The sequence below is a fragment of the Streptomyces sp. NPDC101160 genome, from assembly GCF_044768205.1.
Classification (GTDB): domain Bacteria; phylum Actinomycetota; class Actinomycetes; order Streptomycetales; family Streptomycetaceae; genus Streptomyces.
Window position 1 is genome coordinate 710,981 of sequence record NZ_JBIWPJ010000003.1, and the last position, 20,090, is coordinate 731,070.

Below are 20,090 nucleotides of genomic sequence, written 5' to 3' on the forward strand. Positions count from 1 at the left end.
AGCCGGCCAAGCCAGTACGGCGCGGGCGGACTGCCTGCCGCCCGGGCGTCACCGCCCACGTACGGTCACGCCCTGCGCAGTCCCACTCGTGGTCGTCGATGCAGGATCGTGACTACCAACTGGTGCGAACACGCGTACGAGCACGTCTACGATTCCCGCATGATCACGTTGTCCGTCGACACCACCTCGCAGAACTTCGCCGACGGCCAAGCGCTGGGGGCGCTTCTCATCACCGCCGTCGCCATGGTCGTCATCTGGCTCGCTACCAGGAGCTGGCGACGCGGCCCAGCGCCGAGGAGCGCGGTCGAGGCCGAGCGTGCTGTTTCGACGGCCCTGCGCCGACGCAACATCGTCGTCGGCGTACTGCTGGCCGTTGCCGCCGCGGGTGTGGTGCAGGCGTCCAGCTACGAGGGAGAACCGCCGACCGCCAACGCCGCCCCCGCCGTCGAGGAGCGCGTCATCGATGCTGCCCCGCGCGTCGGCGCGTACCAGCTGCTCACCGGCGAGGAGGCAACCACGTACGAGCAAGCGGGAAAGAAGCCCCACGGCAAGCGCTGGTTCTACGACGGCCCCGGCCAAGGACGGGTAGGCGCCGTCCTTCAGATCAATGCCGTCGAATGGGACACGGGACTGGCCGAGGCGAAGCGCTCGAGCACCATGACGCAAGAGCTGCGCAACTTCTTCGCCGGGGCGAGGGCGACCGAGGTCACCGCCTTCGATGCAGGCCCCAGGGGTGGCCAGTTGAGCTGTGGCTTCATGGCGTCGAATGCCGGGGCGCGCCCGATCGTGTGTGCGTGGACAGACGCGGGTACGTCCGGCAGCGTGCTGTTGGGAGACGAGAAGAGCCTCGCCGAGGCTGCCAGGGTGGCCCTGCAGTTCCGCACGACCTCGGAGAAGCGCACCTGATGCATCGGCCGCCCGCACGCCAGAGGGCCGAATGCACCGGCACACGGCAACTGGCCTGCGGGATTGCAGAGGGCTGGCCGCCCCATGCCGCCTCGCCACGCTGGCGCGCAGCGTGGCGCGGTCGTACCTCACGGTGCACGGGGACCATCCCGCTGTGACGCTCAACGACTGCTGCCGCAAGGCGCGTCCGGCCACGCTGAGCCGATGTTCGTCGTACCGCCCTTTTCCATGATGCCGAGACTGGCTGCGCGGCAAGGACCGGGTCCTGCAGGTGGAGACCGGCCGTTGCGTCGTCTGCTCACGGGTCTGCGAGCAGTGCGGCCGCCCGGTTCGCGTCGAGGGGAACCGTCTGTGCCGGGGCTGTCGTGTCGGGGCGGAGCGCGAGGCCGTGAAGACGCTGTGTCCGGGGTGCGGCAGGGCCGGACTTCTGCGTGAGGCGACCGGTTGGTGCGGCTCGTGCTCCCGGCCCCGGCAGCAGAAGTAGCCGCCGCGGGCCTGCCGCGAGTGCGGCCAGCTGCGTCTCCATGTCGGTCTGGGACTGTGCTCTCCGTGCTGGCAACGACAGACAGGCGGCCCTTCATCCGGGGCGAAAACCTGCGCGACCGGCTCGCGCCCCCGCCGGAGTGGCTCGACGACTTCGTCGGCCATGACGCCGCCCGGCACTGGGTCGCCCCAGCCGGCACACACTCCGATGCCGGATAACTGGAGGGCGTCTACCCTCCGGTGGAAGCGCCCCTGACCAGCACCACCTGCCGACGAAGCGAGCGATCATGGATGATCAGACGAGCCCCCAGCGACTGTATTCATGGGGACGTTCCCGGTTCGAGAGCCAGCCCGCTCCAGTCGCCTGGGCCAGCCGGGTACTTCGCTCCGCGAGTCGGAACCTCGGGAACTTCCAAGAAGTCGACGACGCTCTGCTACTGGCCGAGACTGAAGAGCGGTGGCCGCAGGCCCGCGAAGTGTTCGACCGACTGCGGCGACGAAGCCTCGATCAAAACGCGCCGCTGAACGAGGAGCAAGCCCTGCTGTTCACCCTGGCCGAGCTGGTTGCCAAGGTCGCCCACAACGCTGCAGGCATACGACCTCCGTTCGACCATGACTCGGGATGGCGCATCGGGCCCGTCGCCCACCGGCTCATTACGCCGACAGACGACCCCAGGGTTCAGGTCAAGCTCACAACAGCTCTCGGCGGACGGCCAGAGGACGTCTGACACCGACGCAGCGACGAGGCAGAACCCGTTGAGTTTCGGCACCGCCTCGCACGGGTTCGCCGGAGCATGTGCGCTTTGGAAAAGGATTCGTTGGAGGCGATGGCGACGCTGGCGGTACCGGTGAAGGCCGGCGCGCACCGACGTTGCCTGCAGGACGGCCTCGGCCGGCGGGTCTAGTCTGCCGCGTAGCAGCCTGTCGTGTAGTCGAGCCCGGGATCGGGTGGCCCACACTGCAGGATCGCTTCCACGGCTGGCCACAACTCGATGGGCACGTCGTAACAACTGAACATCCAAGGGTCGTCCGCGTCGGGAGTGATCAGCTCACGGAGTTGCATGATCTGTTCGCGGCTGATGGGAAACTCCGTGCGCAGGAAATCGTCGACCTTGCTGAACCCCTGAAGGACCCACACAGCCCCAAGATCTTCCGAAGACACCCACGGATCGTACCGACATCGCCCCGAGCCTGCCCTGTCCGCGCAAGCGCCGCTGGCTGCACGCAAACAGCGACTGCTACCTCTCACCACATAGGACACGGCCTTAGGGGAGGGCTCCGGCAGCCGTTTGTGAACGGGAGTTGGCGGGTTCGTTGCCAGAAGGGCGCCTCCCCTTCCCCTTTCTTTCGATTCGGCATATGACGGTCAGTAAGCCCTCCGTGCCTCCTCCGGACCGGTCGAACCCTCAGGAAAGGCTTCCATGCCCCGCCGCCTGCGCACCCTCATCCCCGCTGCGACGGCCACCGTCGCTCTTTGCGCGCTGCTCGCCCCGACGGCCGACGCCGCGCCCGCCCCTGGGGACCAGGCCTGCTCCCCGTACATGTCCGTCGCCGGCTACTCCGACGCGCTGGACAAGGCCCAGCTCGACGAGAAGCTTGTCGGTGGGATCTCCGGGCTCGCCCTCGACCGGGACGGGACGGTCGCGGCGGTCTCCGACAAGTCGGCGCTGTACCGGCTGAAGGTGGCCGACGGGGACACCCCGGCCGCCACCGCCACGGCGCGGCTCCCGCTCACCGACGGTGCCGGGAAGGTCCTCGACTCGGAGGCGGTGGTCGTCGACCGCGACGGGACGTACCTCGTCACCGACGAGACCGCGCCGGCTGTCCGCCGCTACGACCGCACGGGCCGGGTCCTGGCGGCCCTGCCGGTCCCGTCGGCGTTCCGCATCGCCCCCGAGGGCCGGGCCACGGCCAACCAGACCTTCGAGTCCCTCACCCTCCTGCCCGGCGGGCACACCCTGATCGCGGCGCTGGAGGGCCCGCTGGCCGGGGACGGCAAGGACGAGCGGGGGCGCACTCTCCAGCGGATCCAGACCTGGGAACGGCGCCGGGACGGGGAGTTCGTCCTGGGCCGCCAGTACGCGTACCCCGTCGACGCGGGCCACGGCATCGCCGAGCTCGTCGCGACCCGGGACGGGCGCCTGATCGTCCTGGAACGGGGCTTCACCCGCGAGTTCAAAATCACCGCCCGGCTGTACGCGGCCGACCCGCTGGGTGCGAGCGACACGTCGAGGACCGAGACGCTGACGGAAGGGCCGGGGCTCCGGCCCGCGCGCAAGACCGCGATCGGCGACTTCGACGCCTGCCCGACGCTGGGCGCCCCGTCGAGGCTGCCGCAGAACCACCCCCTCGTCGACAACATCGAGGGCATGACCGCCCTCGGCCACGACGGCGCGGGCCGCGTCCGGTTGCTGCTGGTCAGCGACGACAACGAGCTCCCGCAGCAGATCACCCGGCTGTACCGGGTGGACGTACGGCTTCCGGCGCGGCACGGGTAGGAAGGGCGGGGGCGGGGCATGGCTCCGTGCCCGTGGGCCTCAGAGCCGTCAGCGGGCCAGCAGGGTGCGGGGGTCCCGCGGTCTGCCGGCCCGCTCCACCAGCAGCGGCAGCAACCTGTGCCGCCACGTGTCGAGATGGACCATGCCGCCGGACATCCCGCCGTGGGGCTCGGTCAGGACCGCCCACCAACGCCTGGTCAGATGGGTCGTGGACGGCACCTGGGAACGAATTCTCGCCGCAGTCCTGTCATCAGCGGACGACAGCGACGATGTCGGCTGGACCGTGTCGGTGGACTCCACCGTCTGCCGGGCACACCAGCATTGCGCCGGAGCCGGAGCCGGAGCCGGAGCCGGAGCCGGAGCCAGGCACCTTGTCGCTAGTGGCCCCGTCAGGTCCGGTCGCGGAATTCCGTCTGCACATCAGTGACGAACGCGCTTGCTTCAGGTGGAGTGACGAACCATGCCAGGTTCGTCAGCCCGCAGCGCAATCGAGTGGACCGAGGCGACGTCTATCCGCCGCTCAACCAGGACAGACACATTCCCCCCCCCGGCCAGAGCTGGTCCTGACTAACGTCGCCGTTCCACGGCCGACAGTGCCTGCCGTTCATGGTCTACGCGATAGGACTTGCCCCGTTCCAGCTGGTGATAGGGAACGCTGAGCACGGCGAGATCAGCCGCTTCGTCTTCCCTTGCCTGAGGGGAGACGTAACTTAGAGCTGTCTGCTCCATCTGTTCGCGGCTGGGGACTTCTGCTCCGGGTAGATTGACTACTCGATGGACGTGATGAATCACCCCGCTGCCTCTGTTGTAGACGACAAACACATACTGCGATTCGGGCTCTACGGGCCCGTCGGTTCCTTGCGACAGCATGATCAGCTCCAGCGGAAGATGTTGCAGACGGCGGTGCCTTCTTGCCCTGAGCCGAGCGCGAGCGCGAAGGTGACGCTGGTCAGGTGCTGATCCAAGACGGTGTTCGGCCAGTTGTAGAAGTTATCGCCGAAATCCGTCGTATTCTCCGGCCCTGCGGGATCTGGGCGCGTCCGAAATCCGCGAATGCCTGAATTACAGAGGCCGGCGCCATCGGCCTGCCCCAGGCTGACCTGTCCCGCGGCTTTCTGGGCCGCGATGTTGATTTCCAGCGTGCCCCCTCCGGTGCTGGACCAGAGAATATCCCAGTTCATATGAGCGATCGGCATGGGTGCCCTCTTTTCGCTGGAGTTCAGGCTGGGGCAGCAGCCTGCACGGAGGCTCCTGTGCGCAACAAACAGGCTCTTCCTGCGCTTTGGGAGCGTATTGGCATCATCACCCTCGGTTAAGAGGCTCGCAACTCCGTAGGACACCGGGTCCAGACAATGGGCTTGCAGCGGTTTCAATGAGACGCGCGCGTTCTCGGCTGGGCGGGGAGAGCGCGAGGCTGAAGGTCCTGCCCCTGGCCGGCCGGGCTGCCCGTGGAGTCCGGGCAGGAGCCAACCAGGATCGTAGACCGTGGGGTGTGGCTTTGCGGCGGGTCGTTGCACGACTCGTGGCAGGAGTTGATGGTGGGGCGTTTCCGGTGGTGCTGCCGTCCGGTCAGAGGTACTGGACAGTCTCTGACGATGGTGGCCTGGAGGTCGTCCCGGTTGTTGATCAGTGGCTGCGGAATCGGTAGAGCGCCAAGCTGCCGGCATACGCCTTCGTCGTCAGCTCCGCCCAGTCCCCGAGGAACCGCAGAACCGGGTACTCGTCGCAGTTCGGGGGCTGCTGTCGTACGCGGTGTCGGGGAGCGAGGTGCCGAGGTCGGTGCTCGGGCAGATCTACGAGCTCGCTGACAGCGGGGACCTTCCGGCCGAGGCGCAGGGTGAGGCCGGGGGCCTGTTCTACCGGCTGCGGCCGGTGCACTGGCCGCGTGAGCCGCAGACCGAGGTGGACCGGGTTCGGCTGGAGGAGGTAACGGACCCAGCCGCCGATGCGCACAACCGCGAGCAGGTCACGACGATCCGGGCCAGCCTGGCAGAGAGCTCTGCGACCGCTCACCGCGACGCCGGAGGCCGAGCGGGTCAAGGACGTGTGGGACATGGCGGTCTTCGGCTACAGCGGCCACGTGTCCCTCGCGCCGGTGCTGCAGGAGCCGCTGCGGGTCTGGCACCTACTCTCTGGTTATCTCGTCGCTTCCGCAGCAACGCTCGGCTGCGGTCGGGTCCGCATGCCCCAGCGGGCAAGAGATGGGCCAGCAGCGCCCAGCGCCGCGAAGAACAACGCCAGCAGAAGCCAGCCCGCCGTGCCGAGGCCGAGTACCACCGTGGTGAGGATCGCGGGGGCAAGTGCCTGGCCCGCGTTGAAGCCGAGGCCGAGGACACCTTGGTACTGGCCCTGGGCGTGGGCGGGGGCAAGACCGAAACCCAGGGCGAAGCACGCCGAGGACTCCCAGACCTCTGCCAGGCTGTGGACGAAGATCGCGGCCAGGACCAGGCCTGCTGCCGCCCAGACCGGGGTGTACGCCGCCAGCGCCATCATCGGACAGCTGACGAGGAAGAGGAGTCCCGCAGTGCGAAACGCCCTGCCGCCGTCGTGCAGGGTCTCGATACGGGAGCCGATCCTGGTCTGCATCAGCACGCAGAAGGCGGAATTGACTGCGAACAGGGCGGCCACCGACCAACGCGGCGCTTCGGTGTGCTGGGAGATCCAGATCGGCAGGAGCAGGGAGACCACCGGGTACTGCAGTCCCATGGCCCCGTAGAGGGCGGTGAACGTCAGGAACGGTCGGTCCGCGAAGACGAGCCAGCGCCGCTGCTGCTGTGGCGCTGCCGGCACCGGATAGCGGGGCAGCAGAAGCAGAAGCACCGCGCAGAGGGCGAAGCTCGCCGCGTTGCCGAGAATCAGCGTGACATAGGCGCCGCGGGTGTCCGCGGCCAGCGCCAGCCCGGCACCCACCGTTCCCATGATGACGCCCAGGTTGACGAAGGTGCGCAGCTTCGCCCGGAACATGGCCGGTCGCTCACCCCCGACCCGGGCCACCAGAGCCCCCCACGCCGCCCCGCCGACCGCCGCGGCGATCTGGTCGACCGTCGCGATGATCGTGAGCGCGGCCCAGCTCTCGACGAGGACGAGGGCCGCCATCGATACCGCCTGGACCGCGAGGGCCAGCATCATGATCACGCGTGCGCCGCGCCGGTCGGCGAGATGACCCCCAGGTATCCCCGCGCACAAGCCGATCACTCCGGCGATGGTGAGCGCGGCGCCGACCTGTACCGCAGGCAGGCCCACGACCAAGGTGAAATAGAGCGCCGACGCCGCGTTGAACAGACCGTTGCCGACCCGGTTGACGAAACTGGCGGCGACCAGCACGCGCTCCGGCCCGCTGTCCCCCGCCATCCGGCCTATTCGACCCGCTAAGCCGCCCTTGATCATGGACCGCAGGCTAGCAGCGCCGCAGAACCCGCCGCAGTCGTACGAAGATCGCGTGCCCTCACGGCGACGCAGGCCCCGACGCGTGTTCCATCCCCTGAAGGCCGGTGTCGGCAAGCGGTGATCGGCGGAATCGGCACCCGCACGGGTGTCCACCAGGCCGTGGTGATCGACTTGGTAGCCAGATCAGCCCGGCGATCGCCGAGGTGCTCGCGCGGTGGCCGCCGCAGTCCGCCGCCGCCTGGGACTGCCTGCAGACGCTGAGCTGACGCCGGCGGGGAGGGCGACGGCGCCCGCCCCTCGCCCCGCACCCAACGACTCATCGCGCTTGTGCAGGCGCCGCCGCCCCGCCCGGGGCGGCGGCGGCATGGCGTCCGGTGACCACGGCCAGTACCGAAGCCGACAGGAACGCCACCGCGGCAATGACCGCCGACACGTGCAGTCCGCCGGTGATTCCGTTCGTGGTGCCGGCGAGCGTACCGAAGAGGGCCACGCCCATCGTGTTGCCCACCTGCCGGGACACGTTGAACACCGCCGACGCCGTGCCGGCCTTCTCCGCGGGGCTCGCCTCCATGACGGCCACGGTCGCCGCGACCACGGTGACCGGGGTCGCGAGCCCGGTCGCCATGAGAGCGAAGAGCAGGACGGCGTAAGGGGTGTCGGGACCGGCGGCCAGCCAGCCCAGAAACCCGACGCTCCCGAGCAGCAGCGCGCCGGCCATGGGCATGTACGGTCCGCTGCGGACCGTCAGGCGGCTCGACAGCGGCGCCGCGACAAAACCCATGCAGACCGACGGGAGCAGGGCGAAGCCCGTGCTCATCGCGCTGAGTTCACGCTCCTGCTGGAAGTACAGCGTGGCGACGAAGAGCAGCCCGTAGTAACCGAAACTGAGTAGCAGGCCGATGAGGTTCGTCACCGTGAGCCGCGCCTCGCGGAAGAGCGACATCGGCAGCAGCGGCCGCCTGCCCTCCGGCCGTACCGCCGCGTTCTTCTCCAGGCGCCGTTCGACTGCGACGAAAGCCGCCAGGCACACGACGCCGCCCGCGAACATTGTCAGGACTTGCGGCGAGGTCCAGCCCGCGGACCCCGCCTCGTTGAGCGCACCGGCCACGCCGAGTAGCCCGAGCACACCCAGCAGCAGACCGGCCGGATCCGTCCGGCCCGGCCGGTCCTTGCGGCCTGAGGCGGGTACGTGGCGCAGGGTGAGCAGCACCGCCACCGCGGCCACAGGCAGGTTGACCCAGAACACCGCACGCCAGTCGAACCCGGCGACCAGCAGCCCGCCGACCGCCGGTCCGGCACCGAAGGCGACCGCCGAGACGAGCCCCCAGTAGCCGACTGCCCGGGCACGCTGGGCCCGGTCGGGGTAGGTCGCCTGCAACAGGGCGAACGACGCCGGAACCAGCAGCGCGGCCCCGGCGCCCTGAGCCAGCCGGGCACCGGTCAGGATCCCCGTCGAGGGCGCCAGCGCGCAGCCCACGGACGCGGCGGCGAAGCCCCCGAGGCCGAAGAGGAAAAGCTTCCGGTGCCCGAAGCGGTCACCGAGCCCGCCGCCGACCAAGAGCAGCCCGGCGAAGAAGGTGCTGTACCCGTCGACGATCCACTGCAGGTCCGACGCACCGGCGCCGAGCGAGTCCTGGATGGAGGGCACGGCCACGTTCACCACTGTGACGTCCAGCATCACCAGGAAGTAGCCCAGGCTCAGTGCGATGAGCGGTGGAAGGGAGAGGGAAGGCCGGTCGGCCGGCGGGCCGGCCACGGCGCCGGCTGCGAGCGCGGGGGAGGGCGAGGCATCTGTGGACGTCATGCGATCCAGTCTCGGGTCGAAACATTTAGTCACCCGTCAAAGTGTGTCCGGACTACGCTGGTTGCATGGCAAGGACGACGACCGGTGGACGCCGGAACCAGGACCAGGTACATCACCAGCCCGACATCGCCCGGGCCGCGCATCTGATCGCCGACCCCTCCCGCGCCCGGATGCTCAAGGCGCTCAGCGACGGTCGCGCCGTGGCCGCCGGCCTGCTCGCCACCGAGGCCGGCGTGAGCGCCGCGACGGCCAGCGTCCACCTGGCCAAGCTCGTCGACGCGCGACTGGTCGTCATGGAGAGTGTCGGCCGCTGCCGCTACTACCGCCTGGCCAACCCCGACGTCAGCCTCGCCCTGGAGGCGCTGGCCGTCATCGCACAGCCTCTCCCGGTCACGTCATTGCGCGAGAGCAGCATCGCCGGCGCCCTGCGTCGCTCCCGCACCTGTTACGACCACCTCGCCGGCCGACTTGGGGTGAGCCTCCTGGAGTGCATGCTCAAGGACGGCCTCCTCACCGGGCACGACGGCAGCCACCGCCCCGAGGAAGCGGTGCGCGACGGCACGTACGGCTACGGGCACGACGTCGACTACCGCCTCACCGACACCGGCCGGAACACCCTGGCCCGCTTCGGAGTCGACCTGGACCGGCTGCCTGCCCGCCGCCCTCCGATCCGCTACTGCGTGGACTGGAGCGAAAAGCGACACCACCTCGCCGGCGCGGTCGGCGCCGCGCTCACCGCGCGGCTCTTCGAACTGGGCTGGCTGCGTTACGGCTCCAGCCCCCGGGTTGTCCACGTCACCGAAGACGGCGCCGACGGCCTGGCCGACGCCTTCGGCCTGCGGCCGGTGGACTGACCACCTCACCGGCCGACGGGTCCCGCCACCCGTGCGGGCTGAGCCCGAGCCGAGCACACCGAAGCCGGCTGGCTGGAGTTCCCACCGGTCCCCAGCGAGGTGCACTTCGACGCGGCCCAGTACGACGCCGAACTGGCCAGGGCAGGCGTAGACGTCAGCTGGGAGGGGTTGCGGGAACCAAGTGCGATCCTGCATGTCTGAACCGTCTCGGCGACGCGCGCCTGCACACTTGGACGCTGCGCTTTGTGGCCCTCCTCGCAGCCGACACCCAGGATCAACTCGCCTGGTTGGGCGAGAGTGAGCTGGACACGAAGGACGTCGTCGAAGAGGTGGAGCTCCTCTGTCGCGTCGCCGAAGGACTCGCGGAGCGCGGAGCCTTCGGGCCCGAGGATCTGCGCACTCTTCGGGCCATCGGCTGCCGCCTCGGCGAGATCGATGCCGCCTGCCGCGTCGGCCTCTGGGACAACGCCCTGGCCACAGATTCGGCGTGGGGCCACATACGTTCTCTCGCCCGCCAGTCTCTCGTCACGAGACTGGGCGACTGGCGTCAGCCGCCCCGTCCCGTGCGCCCGCCCACGGGCGACCATGGAGCCGTCCAGGCGCCGTCTGCGCGACTCTGACGCAGTCGGCGCCCGCACACCACCTGCCAGACTTCGGCACCTGCCTTGGGTCGAAACTCAAGCAGCGTTCGAATCCTCAGTCCGCTCGGGTGCCTCGCGAAGTCGGGTTCTGGCACAGCTTCCGTGCAACGGCCACTCTGCGTAGTTGCTGCAGCCACTCGGCCATAATTCCCGGGCGGTCATGGTGACGGGTCTCGTACGGTGCCGAGATGTTGACTGTACGAGCTATGACGGAATCCGATGTCCCGGCTGTATCAGCGATACGAGTGACCGGCTGGCAGGCCGCGTACACCGGGATCGTGCCCCAGTCCTTCCTCGAAGGCATGACGGTTGAGGCAGATATTCAGCAGCGCCGTCGGCACTTCGAGAGGTCGAAGGAGGGCATGACCAACCTGGTGGCGGTCGACGCCCATGGACGAGTCGTGGGTTGGGCATGCCTCGGACCCTTTCGCGGCAACGGAAGGAGTACGGCTACTGGCGAGCTTTACGCCCTGTACGTTCAGCCCTCACTCATTGGGTCCGGAATCGGTCGCACGCTCCTCGAAGCCGTGCACGCGCACGCCCATGCGGATGGCTTCGGCCTCATGCTGTTGTGGGTCCTCACCGACAACACTCGGGCCCGTCGCTTCTACGAGCAAGCGGGCTATACCGCTGACGGCGCTGCCCAATCTGACGACTACGACGGAACATCCGTACCCGAAGTTCGTTACCGACGCGCCCTGCAGGAGCGTCCTGCTTGAGACCTCCGGAAGGTCAGGCGAGGAGAACCCGTTTCGGCCGGGCCTGGGGCGACAAGGGGTTGGGCTCGGCGAGGTGCTTCGTCCAACGAGGGCCTTGAGTGCATGCCGCGCGCTGGGCCGACGACGGCATGCATACGGTGCTCTTGTCATACCTGCTCGGTAGAGTCACGACCATGACTTTGGACCACGGCCTGAACGGCCGCATTACCACGGGGCCCGTACTCACGCGCGGTGGCGAGGCCGAGACCTGCGCCGACCCCAGCGCTGTGATGTCACTCTTCGCTGATTCAGCCCAGACGGCGGGCGCGTTCACCAGCTACCGCTCGACCTTCGTCGAGGGTGCGGCCGGCGCGCCTGCCCACTTCCACACGCGCGCCTGGGAGTTGTTCTTCGTTCTGAGCGGCTCGCTCCAGGTATTGCTCGGTGAGGAAGTGAGCGTCCTCCACCAGGGCGACTTCCTCGCGGTACCACCGGGTACCCCGCACGCCTTCCGCGCCGCCCCAGGCTCGGGCGCCGACGTCCTGTGCGTCTTCACGCCAGGCATGGACCGCTTCGACTACCTGCGCCTGCTGGGACAGGTCACCCGCGGGGAGGAGCCCCCGACCCGACTCGCCGAGACCTCGGAGCAGTTCGACAATCACTACGTCGACAGCCCTGTCTGGCGCGCGACACTGGAAGCCTCGGCGTAATCACCCCGATGGCGTCCGCCAGCCGCCGCAAGAGGGCCGGAACGCTATCGCAGCCGGGCCCAGCAGGGTTGGCCTGGGAGAAATGGCGCACGATCCAAGGCGCCGGGGAGTCCCGGTCGTAAGACCTGTCGGTCACGAGGGTTCTTCTTGCTTACGGTTTGGTGGGGCGGCGGCGGTGGCCTGGTCGACCTCCATGCCTTTGAGGCAGCGGCTGCGTACGCCCGCCGCGCGGGTCAACGTCGGTTGACTACTCCGGCTGCGGCTCGCTGTCGTCCATGCAGCACGAGTGGGCGGAGCTGGTGAGGCTGACGACAGCCGCGTTGCCGGTGGAGGCGGTTGCCTCGATGTTCTGGAGCTTCAGGACGCTGCTCATGAGTGTCTCCTTCGTATGCGAGTGGACATCGGTGCCGTTCGGCCGACCGTTCGGCATGTGCCAGTCAACTCGGCGTGCGTCACTCACACATGGGGGATCCGTCCCCATAATGCGCGGCGGCCGCCCCCAGGCGCACGATCCTCGGGGCGGCGCAAAGAATGGTGTTCGAGCGAGCTGCTTGCGGTCGGGAGCCGCATGTATCCAGCATCTTCCCCCTCACTTCTCGGCCATGTCGTCTCAATCTGAGGGGCGAACCGGCGGTAGACCGTGGGCCGGGCCGGGCCGAACACTGGCAGCAGCTGCCGCCCGGTGCAGCCCGAAGTCGCCATGAAGATGATCGCCGCCAGAGCCTCACGGTCACCCGCCCTACATCGACCACTGCCCTGCGGACGTATGACAACCGCCGGTGGCACCCTCCTCCTGAACAGCACCCACAACTCGTCCGGCACCACTTGCGGAAGCCCTCACTGGACGGCTTGGAGCCGGGGCGAGGGCTTCGCACATGGAGATCACCACCAAGTGCAACGACTCCTGCCCCTTGTGCGGCCTGGGTGCCCTGCCGCTGGCGCAGGGCATCACCATGACGGCCGAGCAGCACTCCCGCCTGGTCGACGAGTTCGCCTCCATCGGGCTGCCGTCGGCGGCGGTCACCGGCGGGGAGCCGTTCGTCGAGATGCACGCGCTCGTGCCGCTGATCAAGGCGCTGCGCGGCAGCGGCATCGACATCTCCCGCTGTATGAGCTGATGCCCGTCTACCCGAACAACGAGCGCCTGCCCGAGCAGCGCAAGGCCGAGCGGCCCGGCCACACCACGGTGAAACGATGGATGGACCGCTGCTTCGACTGCTTGGCCCCCACCGTCGGCACCTACATCCTGCCCTCCGGCCTGATCAAGCAGGACGGCCGCGTCTACGCCTGCGCTTTGTTCGACGTCCCTGAGCCACTCGGCTTCGGCGACGTCTTCACCGACAGGCTGCGCACGATCGTCCAGCGGGCGAACAGCGATGACTACCTGCGGCTGATCGCCGACGGCGGTGGGCTGAAGGGCCTGCACGGGGCGGTGTCGGCCGAGGTCACCGAGCAGACGACCTGCGGCGGGTTCTGTGCGTCCTGCACTCCGCTCAGAGGCGAGTACGGGCAGTTGAACGGGCTGCCCGCTGCCCAGCCGCTGCCGGTGATCCTTGCGTAGACGCTGACGGCGGGGCTCCGCGCCGAAGCGATGGCCGGGAAGTGAAGAGGAGGGTGTCAATGTCGGAGTGCACAACGACCGCCCGTCATCTCCGTGACGCGCTGTCACGGATCACCAGCCGCGACGTCGATACGATCTTCGAAGACGGGCGGCTGAGCACGACGTCCAGATCGACAGTCTGGCCCTGGCCGAGTTCGTGACCGACTTGGAGCAGCGGCTGTCCGTCACCATCCTGGACGAGGAGACCGGCCGCCTGCGCACCATCGCGGACTTGCGCGCTCTCCTCGGCCGCCTCCACCCGAGCGGAACGGACGCGACATGAGCATGCGCCAGATCGAGCCGAAGCAGCGCGGATTCCTCATCGTGAACTCCCACCCCGAGGGCGCCGCCGCCACCGTGCGCCGCATGTGGGAGGACATCCCCGCGCGGTCCGACGGTCGCCGGCCGGTCGCCCTCGTGCTGGGCCACTCCGCCGGATACGGCCTTGCCACCCTCCTCGCCGGCCTGCGGCAGCATGGCATCCGGGGCGTCGGCGTCGCTTTCGAGGGCGCGGACAACGGACGCCGGACCGCGACGGCCGGCTGGTACCGGACCGCGGCCGCCGCCGAACTCGCCCGCGACAACGGCGGCGACTTCGAGTTCGTGAACACCGACGCGTTCTCGGACGAGGGCAAGAAGCAGGTCCTCGACCTCGTCGCAGAGCTCTACGGGCCGGTCGACTACCTGATCTACAGCCTTGCCGCTCCCCGCCGCACCGACCCGGCCACCGGCACCGTGCACCACTCGGCGATCAAGCCGCTCGGTGTCGCCTACGAGGCGCCCGCCCTGGACTTCTCCGGCACGGAGCCGAAGGTGTCTCGGATGCGCCTGGAGCCGGGTACCGAGGAGGAGAAGCAGGCCACGGTCGCGGTCATGGGCGGCGATGACTGGTCCCTGTGGGTCGCTGCCCTGGGTGAGCGCCGGCTCCTTGCACCCGGCTTCACCACCGTGGCACTGACCTACGTCGGATCCGAGGTGACGGCGCCGGTGTACCGGCAGGGCACCATCGGCGCGGCGAAGGAGCACCTGGAGGCCACTGCCCGCGACCTCGCCACCGCACCCGCCCTCCACGCGGTCGACGGCCGGGCGTTCACCGTCGTCGCCGGCGCCGCAGTCACCCAGGCGTCCAGCGCCATCCCCTCCATCGCCCTCTACACCGCCTTCCTGCGCACCGTCCTCGACGGCGACACGTTCCGCAGCACCGCCCACCAGGCCACCGATCTGTGGGACCAGCTGGAGGGCCGCACACCGCTCGTCCTCGACGAAGCCGGCCGGATCCGCCTCGACGGCTGGGAACTCGACGACCAGGTCCAGCAGAGCGTACGGGAGCTGTGGGCGGACCCGGAGACCGGGCTGCTCACAGCACGTTCCGGCGCGGACTGGTTCATGAACCAGGTCCGTGAGCTCTACGGATGGGGAGTCGACGGGGTGGACTACGACCAGCCGGTCGAGACCGACATCGCATGGCCGACGACCCGCTGAACCACATCGAACATGGCGAGGTAAGCCCCGATGGGGGCGAACCTCGCCATGTCCTCCTGTGGATGCACCGGACGGCGACTGAAGTGACAGCGCCAGCTCGTCACCGCGCCAGCTCGTAGGATGATGGCTGTGACAACTCGCCGCCGGGACCTCGGTACTGGCCCCCAGGATCTTGCGACCGTGCGCGCCGCCCAGGCTGATCTGCTCGACGAGCTGCCCGGCATACGCCTCCCCGATCTGGAGGAGCTGCGGACTCGCGGCGTGCTGGGGCCCCGTCCCTCGGAGCAGCAAGGCCGGCGCCGTGTCCTCGGAGAGGGCATCACCCCGAGCACCGAAGCGGTCGGCCCTACCGGCTGACGCCGTCAATTTCGGTTCCGGGACCACCAGCCGAGACGGACCGCCCCAGCGACGGTGCGATCACTCGGGCCGGGCAGAGGTGCCGCTACTTCCTGCGCCAGACCGTTGTCGGTGACGGCCGTCGCCCGGCGCGTACGCCGCTGCGTGACGCTCAGCAGGAGGCTGGTGTCCCGGCAGGCAGATGGATGGGCCGCGGCCTTGCCGTGCTCGGTCTGTGGCCGGGTCAGGAGGTCACCGAGACGCAGCCGCGGAGCCTGCTCGGCGAGCGGGCCGTCACCCGTACGCGGACCGGATCGCAGCCGATCAGGTTGGCCGAGGGCGACTCGCCGAAGAAGACGTTCACGGCTGACGCCCTCGTACGCCGGGTGATGGTGACCGGTGTCGAGTTCGTCTCCGGGCCGCAGCCGACGATCTCCCTGTTGTGGGCGCTGGGGGAGGAGGAGACCGGGTGGGTGATCGAGGCCGCGCGCACGAGCGCGCGTTCGTACGGGTGCTGGAGTCGAACGAGGACGAGGTCGCGGTGATCCGGTACGGCGCAAGGACGGTATCTGCCGGGGTGCGGCCGTCCGACGGCCCGATCGCCGCCGCCCCCGCCATCACGAGGCACCGGTCGGCGACCTGGGCCGCCTGTGGTGCGCCGGCGGTCGCGCCTTGAGCGAAGAACGGTGGACCACCTCAATCCCCGGCCGCTTCACCAGCCAGGCTGCGAGGCTGGCCGCTTCCCGGTCCGGCCGAAGGTCGGCAGGCCGCGACATCCTTGAGGACGGTTCCGTAGCGGCGTCCCTTGCGGGTCGCGTACTCGTCGACACCGAACGCCCGCAGGGCGGCCGGCTCTGTCTCCGAAAGTGCTTCGACCAGGCGCAGGACAGTGCACCGGCTGACACCGACGCCGCCGAGCACCCGGGCCAGGCGGGCGCCCGCTCTGCCTGCCGGTGCCGGTCCGATGTCGGGCAGCGTCGAGCGAAGGCGCTCCGTCCGCCGGCCGTGGCGACGGATGCGCACTATCGCGACGTGCACGTCCAATGACAGCACCACCACGTCCGCCACCGACGGAAACAACAGATCCTTCAGCCGAACCGCAAGGTCATCCACGGCCCCGAACTGTTGGCCCAACCACCCGACCAGAGAGCCGTTTTCGGGCAACCTCACTGACCCGTCTCGCAACCCCCGCCGTCACTCCACGTGGCCAGTCCACAGAAGCTGAGCCAGAACCCGTTCCCATGCAAGTCAGCAGGCGCATGCGCCCGTTCGTGGTCACCGAGACCGGTAGGCGGTGGCCAGCACTGAGACGGTGACCTGATCGGGCAGGGCGCCGCCGTCGCTCAGGTCTGCATGACTCACGTGGCGTGCACTCGGCGTCATCGCTACCAGGTCCAGCAAATCCAGCCTGGCCAGGGTCGCGGAGTACTCAACCTGTTCGGTGACGACGGCCTCGAAGAAGGGGTTGAGCGCGCGGTGCAGGCGCTGTTCCTTGGCTGGGTCGATCGCGACCATCCCAGGCACGTGGCCACGCAGCTCGGCCAAGTGTCGACCGGTGGGTCGGACCACGATCAGCCGGCCGGTCGGGCGCAGCACGCGGTGGAACTCGGTGGGGTTGCGTGGGGCGAACACGTCCAGCACGACATCGGCCGCCCCGTCGGCCAGGGGGAAGGGGCGGAAAACGTCCCAGGCCACCGCAGCGGCTCGGTCGTGGGCACGGGCTGCCAAGCGCAGTGCGCGCACCGATGTGTCCAGCCCCAGACCACGGGCGCCAGGCAGCTGGTCGAGTACGCCGGCCAGGTAGTAGCCCGTGCCACACCCCACGTCCACAACCGTGCCCTGCTCAGACACGGCGTCGGCTGCCACACGGGCCGTGACTTCGCGGATGGGCGCGTAGGTGTCGGTGGACAGGAACCGGTTCCGGGCCTGGACCATGGCTGTGTCGTCGCCGCTGGTGGCGGGGGTTCCCGTCAGCAAGCTGGCATAGCCGTGGCGGGCAATGTTGAAGGTGTGGCCTATCGGGCAACGCAGTGCACCGTAGCCGTCGTGCAGGCGGCGCGTACGGCACGCCGGGCAACGCAGCAAGTCGAGGGACAGATCGAGGGCAGGGGGGAGCAACGCGGGCACAAAGCACTCCTGGCAAGGGGTGAAGGGAAGGGATCGTGCCTGCGCGCTCAGAGCGTCACTGCCTCAGAGAGAGGAACGGTCAGAGAGGACGTAATCCACGCAGCAGGCACACCAAGGAGGGCGACGCCGTCTGGCATCGCCCTCAGCGCCTTCCGATCACAGGAAGCAGCAGTGCGGGGTGCTCATGAATGCCACGCCGTAAGTCTACGAGCACGGCCGTATCTACTGCTTCCTGTTGGTGTGATCAGGTCACGTTGGTGTCGCGTTCGATCGTTGCGGGTCCAAGACCCCGGTCAGCCGCCCTCCGCCACCCGTCTCAGGCCGGCAGCAGACCGCCCACGATCAGGCTCTGGTGCGTCAGGAGGCTGATGGGCTTCTGCTCAAGGCGGATGATGGACATGATTGGTAGCGGTCCTTCACGATGAGCAGATGCTCAGTACTTTTCTTGCCTTTCTCGGTGCGTGCACGCTGATAGCCGCCTCGCCCGGCCCCAGTACCATGCTGATCATCCGGCAGTCCCTGCACAGCAGGCGGGCCGGTTTCTTCACGGTGCTGGGGAACGAGACCGGCGTCTTCGTGTGGGGCGTGGTTGCTGCTCTCGGGCTGACGGCGCTGCTGGCGGCCTCGCGGCTTGCGTATGACGTCATGCGGATCGCCGGGGCGGTGATGCTGATCGTCATGGGTGTCAAGACTCTGCTGGATGCCCGGCGCAAAGTCGTGTCCGAGAGCGGCGAAGGGACGGTTCCGGTGCGCTCGGCCTGGCTTTCCTACCGCTCGGGTCTGCTGCTGAACCTTGCCAACCCCAAGGCTGCGGTCTTCGCGATGTCCTTTCTTCCGCAGTTCGTTCCCGCGGGCGCTCCTCACTTGCTGACCATGGTTGGCCTTGCGACTGTTTGGGCGGTGTTCGAGGTCGGCTACTACGGCCTCTACGTGTGGTTCGTCGGCCGGATGAAGAGGATCATCTCCCGCGCCGAGGTCCGGCGGCGCCTCGAGCAGATCTCCGGCGGTGTGCTCCTTGTCCTCGGCGTCCGGATGGCCGTCGAGGGCTGAGGAGGCTGCTCGACGTTCTCGCTCGGGGCTTTGGTGGCAGGTCCTGCGTGCCGGCGATTTCGTAGATCTGCCCGGGGACCCGTCCAGGCGCCGTCTTCGTCGCCGTGGCATGTGTCAGAAACCCGCGTACCCGGGTCGCAACGTCGGCTGGGACTGCCTACCAGTGGAGCGCGATACTGCCGTCGGCGTTGATCTCCTCGCGTACCGTCTGGACGTGCTTCCACGCGGGGATCTCGGCTTCGGCAGTCGCGGAGCCAGTCGGTGCAGGACGGGTAACTGAGGGTCGCGGGCTGCCGCCCCGCGTCCGGCGCCACCACCCCTCCACCCTCTGTGTCGGGAGCTTACGTGTGCTCCGGTCCGGCCCCGATTCCGAGAACGGTACCGGCGCGATCGCTACCCGGCTTGACGGCCTAATTCCGTGAGGCGTCTTCGCCAGTGATGGCCGAGGGGGGTGACCTTCTTCGAGCGGGGGCGTGGCTCTCGGTCAGGGGCTGGCGAAGGTGTCGTGCCCGTCGATCCGGTGTCACACGATGTGACAGGCGACGCCGACTACCCTCCCAACCGTAGGGCCACGTCTGGCGCCCAGGTGAGTTCGTAGATGCCGCGGGCGCAGCGGACGCTTTTGATCCGCAGGCTGGGGCGGAACTGGTGGCCGGGGTTGCGATGCTTCAGCGGCCCTCGGACGATTGTCGAGCGGGCCGCCGATGCCTCTGACCGGCTCCATCACAGCGTTCCGCCCAGTGCTTGCACTTCCCCGGCCACCCGACGTCCCCCGCCCGTACGATCCCGGCCTACGCCCGTACGATCCCGGCCTACGCCCGTACGATCCTGCCCCGCGTTCCCCAGGTCCTGGCCCTGCTCGACCTCCAGGCCGTTCAGGCCAGCCCCCCGCAGGCGCAGCGCACGCTCCTCCAACTGAGTACCTGGCTCACGGACAAGGACAGGCGAGAGCGGCTCCAGCCCAAATCCCCGGACCCCGTACGCACATACCGGCAGACCACGTTCCCCCAGCTCGGTCCGGACGCCGTCCCCACCGTCGCCTACGTCATCGACCGCCTCGGTGCGATCATTCGAGCCGGGCAGAGGTGCTACTGCCTGCGCCAGACCGTTGTCGGTGACGGCCGTCGCCCGGCGCGCACGCCGCTGCGCGACGCTCAGCAGGAGGCCGGTGTCCCGGCCGGGAGATGGATGGGCCGCCGTGCTCGGATTGACGGCAGGGCAGGAGGTCGCCGAGACGCAGCTGCGGAACCTGTTCGGAGAGCGGGCCGCCACCCGGCTTCTCCAAGCCGTTCCGCCCGTGCGGGGCAAGCGCGGCCGGCCCCGGCGCCGTCCGGACGTGGTGCTGGGCGACCGCGGCGAAGACTATGACAAGTACTGTCGTCTGGTCTGGGGCCACGGCGTGAAACCGCTGATCGCCCGTTGTGGCACCGGGTACGGATCCGGCCTCGGCACCCAACGCTGGGTCGTGGAGCGTGCGTTCGCCCATCTGTAGTGATTCCGCCGGCTGGCGGATC

General features: G+C 68.9%; 21 protein-coding genes and 3 pseudogenes. 15 read left to right on the plus strand and 9 right to left on the minus strand.

Features of this window, described 5'->3' with window-relative positions; genetic code table 11:
* The first annotated feature begins 159 nt into the window (after window positions 1-159).
* Both ACIRSU_RS12790 and ACIRSU_RS12795 read left to right on the plus strand, forming a co-directional pair.
* Window positions 160-906 carry a hypothetical protein gene (locus tag ACIRSU_RS12790; RefSeq protein WP_403791376.1) on the plus strand — a complete coding sequence of 249 codons (747 nt, stop codon included), beginning with the start codon at window positions 160-162 and terminating at the stop codon, window positions 904-906.
* A 770-nt stretch (window positions 907-1,676) separates the two neighbouring features.
* Window positions 1,677-2,117 (plus strand): hypothetical protein, encoded by a 441-nt coding sequence (locus ACIRSU_RS12795; protein WP_403791378.1) that lies wholly within the window; start codon window positions 1,677-1,679, stop codon window positions 2,115-2,117.
* Window positions 2,118-2,290: 173 nt separating this feature from the next.
* Here ACIRSU_RS12795 and ACIRSU_RS12800 read toward each other — a convergent pair whose 3' ends face one another.
* Window positions 2,291-2,551 carry a hypothetical protein gene (locus ACIRSU_RS12800; RefSeq protein ID WP_403791379.1) on the minus strand — a complete coding sequence of 87 codons (261 nt, stop codon included), beginning with the start codon at window positions 2,549-2,551 and terminating at the stop codon, window positions 2,291-2,293.
* A gap of 259 nt (window positions 2,552-2,810) precedes the next feature.
* On the opposite strand from ACIRSU_RS12800, the gene ACIRSU_RS12805 reads away from it, so the two are divergent.
* Complete coding sequence (locus ACIRSU_RS12805; RefSeq protein WP_403791381.1) at window positions 2,811-3,887, plus strand: esterase-like activity of phytase family protein; 1,077 nt, start codon at window positions 2,811-2,813, stop codon at window positions 3,885-3,887.
* A gap of 48 nt (window positions 3,888-3,935) precedes the next feature.
* On the opposite strand, the gene ACIRSU_RS12810 is transcribed toward ACIRSU_RS12805, so the two are convergent.
* Entirely contained in the window at window positions 3,936-4,106 is a 171-nt protein-coding gene (locus ACIRSU_RS12810) for a hypothetical protein (protein WP_403791513.1), read from the minus strand.
* Here ACIRSU_RS12810 and ACIRSU_RS12815 point away from each other — a divergent pair.
* Window positions 4,060-4,221, plus strand: a pseudogene (locus ACIRSU_RS12815) (IS5/IS1182 family transposase); the annotation flags it as partial. The gene ACIRSU_RS12810 and the pseudogene ACIRSU_RS12815 sit on opposite strands and share 47 nt — an antisense overlap.
* Window positions 4,222-4,759: 538 nt before the next feature.
* Here the strand turns inward: ACIRSU_RS12815 and ACIRSU_RS12820 are convergent.
* From ACIRSU_RS12820 to ACIRSU_RS12830, 3 genes are all read right to left on the minus strand, one after another.
* Window positions 4,760-5,083, minus strand: a complete 324-nt coding sequence (locus ACIRSU_RS12820) for a hypothetical protein (protein WP_403791382.1) — start codon at window positions 5,081-5,083, stop codon at window positions 4,760-4,762.
* A gap of 940 nt (window positions 5,084-6,023) precedes the next feature.
* Window positions 6,024-7,274, minus strand: coding sequence for an MFS transporter (locus ACIRSU_RS12825; RefSeq protein ID WP_403791384.1), 1,251 nt, complete (start codon window positions 7,272-7,274; stop codon window positions 6,024-6,026).
* 316 nt (window positions 7,275-7,590) lie between these two features.
* Window positions 7,591-9,078 carry an MFS transporter gene (locus ACIRSU_RS12830; protein WP_403791386.1) on the minus strand — a complete coding sequence of 496 codons (1,488 nt, stop codon included), beginning with the start codon at window positions 9,076-9,078 and terminating at the stop codon, window positions 7,591-7,593.
* Window positions 9,079-9,143: 65 nt separating this feature from the next.
* Here ACIRSU_RS12830 and ACIRSU_RS12835 point away from each other — a divergent pair, with 65 nt between their 5' ends.
* The 4 genes from ACIRSU_RS12835 (at window position 9,144) to ACIRSU_RS12850 (ending at window position 11,981) form a co-directional block, all read left to right on the plus strand.
* Complete coding sequence (locus ACIRSU_RS12835) at window positions 9,144-9,932, plus strand: ArsR/SmtB family transcription factor (RefSeq protein ID WP_403791387.1); 789 nt, start codon at window positions 9,144-9,146, stop codon at window positions 9,930-9,932.
* Window positions 9,933-10,177: 245 nt separating this feature from the next.
* Window positions 10,178-10,552, plus strand: coding sequence for a hypothetical protein (locus tag ACIRSU_RS12840; RefSeq protein WP_403791389.1), 375 nt, complete (start codon window positions 10,178-10,180; stop codon window positions 10,550-10,552).
* A 266-nt stretch (window positions 10,553-10,818) separates the two neighbouring features.
* Entirely contained in the window at window positions 10,819-11,292 is a 474-nt protein-coding gene (locus ACIRSU_RS12845; protein ID WP_403791391.1) for a GNAT family N-acetyltransferase, read from the plus strand.
* Between the two features lie 173 nt (window positions 11,293-11,465).
* Window positions 11,466-11,981 carry a cupin domain-containing protein gene (locus ACIRSU_RS12850; RefSeq protein ID WP_403791393.1) on the plus strand — a complete coding sequence of 172 codons (516 nt, stop codon included), beginning with the start codon at window positions 11,466-11,468 and terminating at the stop codon, window positions 11,979-11,981.
* Window positions 11,982-12,228: 247 nt separating this feature from the next.
* Here ACIRSU_RS12850 and ACIRSU_RS12855 read toward each other — a convergent pair whose 3' ends face one another.
* A complete protein-coding gene (locus tag ACIRSU_RS12855; protein WP_403791394.1) occupies window positions 12,229-12,354 on the minus strand; it encodes a class III lanthipeptide in 126 nt (41 codons plus the stop codon).
* A 251-nt stretch (window positions 12,355-12,605) separates the two neighbouring features.
* Window positions 12,606-12,806, minus strand: a pseudogene (locus ACIRSU_RS12860) (IS5/IS1182 family transposase); the annotation flags it as partial.
* A 38-nt stretch (window positions 12,807-12,844) separates the two neighbouring features.
* Between ACIRSU_RS12860 and ACIRSU_RS12865 the strand changes: the two are divergent.
* From ACIRSU_RS12865 to ACIRSU_RS12885, 5 genes and pseudogenes are all read left to right on the plus strand, one after another.
* Window positions 12,845-13,099, plus strand: a pseudogene (locus ACIRSU_RS12865) (hypothetical protein); the annotation flags it as partial.
* Window positions 13,099-13,542 (plus strand): SPASM domain-containing protein, encoded by a 444-nt coding sequence (locus ACIRSU_RS12870; protein WP_403791396.1) that lies wholly within the window; start codon window positions 13,099-13,101, stop codon window positions 13,540-13,542. The pseudogene ACIRSU_RS12865 and the gene ACIRSU_RS12870, both read left to right, overlap by 1 nt.
* Window positions 13,543-13,738: 196 nt before the next feature.
* Entirely contained in the window at window positions 13,739-13,864 is a 126-nt protein-coding gene (locus ACIRSU_RS12875) for a hypothetical protein (RefSeq protein ID WP_403791398.1), read from the plus strand.
* Window positions 13,861-15,063, plus strand: a complete 1,203-nt coding sequence (locus tag ACIRSU_RS12880; RefSeq protein WP_403791400.1) for an enoyl-[acyl-carrier-protein] reductase FabV — start codon at window positions 13,861-13,863, stop codon at window positions 15,061-15,063. Before ACIRSU_RS12875 ends, ACIRSU_RS12880 begins: the two co-directional genes overlap by 4 nt.
* A gap of 449 nt (window positions 15,064-15,512) precedes the next feature.
* A complete protein-coding gene (locus tag ACIRSU_RS12885) occupies window positions 15,513-15,944 on the plus strand; it encodes a relaxase domain-containing protein (protein WP_403791507.1) in 432 nt (143 codons plus the stop codon).
* A gap of 151 nt (window positions 15,945-16,095) precedes the next feature.
* On the opposite strand, the gene ACIRSU_RS12890 is transcribed toward ACIRSU_RS12885, so the two are convergent.
* Both ACIRSU_RS12890 and ACIRSU_RS12895 read right to left on the minus strand, forming a co-directional pair.
* Window positions 16,096-16,512, minus strand: coding sequence for a hypothetical protein (locus tag ACIRSU_RS12890; RefSeq protein WP_403791401.1), 417 nt, complete (start codon window positions 16,510-16,512; stop codon window positions 16,096-16,098).
* A gap of 162 nt (window positions 16,513-16,674) precedes the next feature.
* On the minus strand, window positions 16,675-17,526 hold the full coding sequence (locus ACIRSU_RS12895; protein WP_403791403.1) for a methyltransferase domain-containing protein: 852 nt from the start codon (window positions 17,524-17,526) through the stop codon (window positions 16,675-16,677).
* 429 nt (window positions 17,527-17,955) lie between these two features.
* Between ACIRSU_RS12895 and ACIRSU_RS12900 the strand changes: the two genes are divergently transcribed.
* The gene (locus ACIRSU_RS12900; RefSeq protein ID WP_403791404.1) at window positions 17,956-18,576 is read left to right on the plus strand and encodes a LysE family translocator; all 621 of its coding nucleotides are present in this window, start codon (window positions 17,956-17,958) and stop codon (window positions 18,574-18,576) included.
* A 1,198-nt stretch (window positions 18,577-19,774) separates the two neighbouring features.
* Window positions 19,775-20,068 (plus strand): hypothetical protein, encoded by a 294-nt coding sequence (locus ACIRSU_RS12905; RefSeq protein WP_403791407.1) that lies wholly within the window; start codon window positions 19,775-19,777, stop codon window positions 20,066-20,068.
* Window positions 20,069-20,090 lie beyond the last annotated feature (22 nt).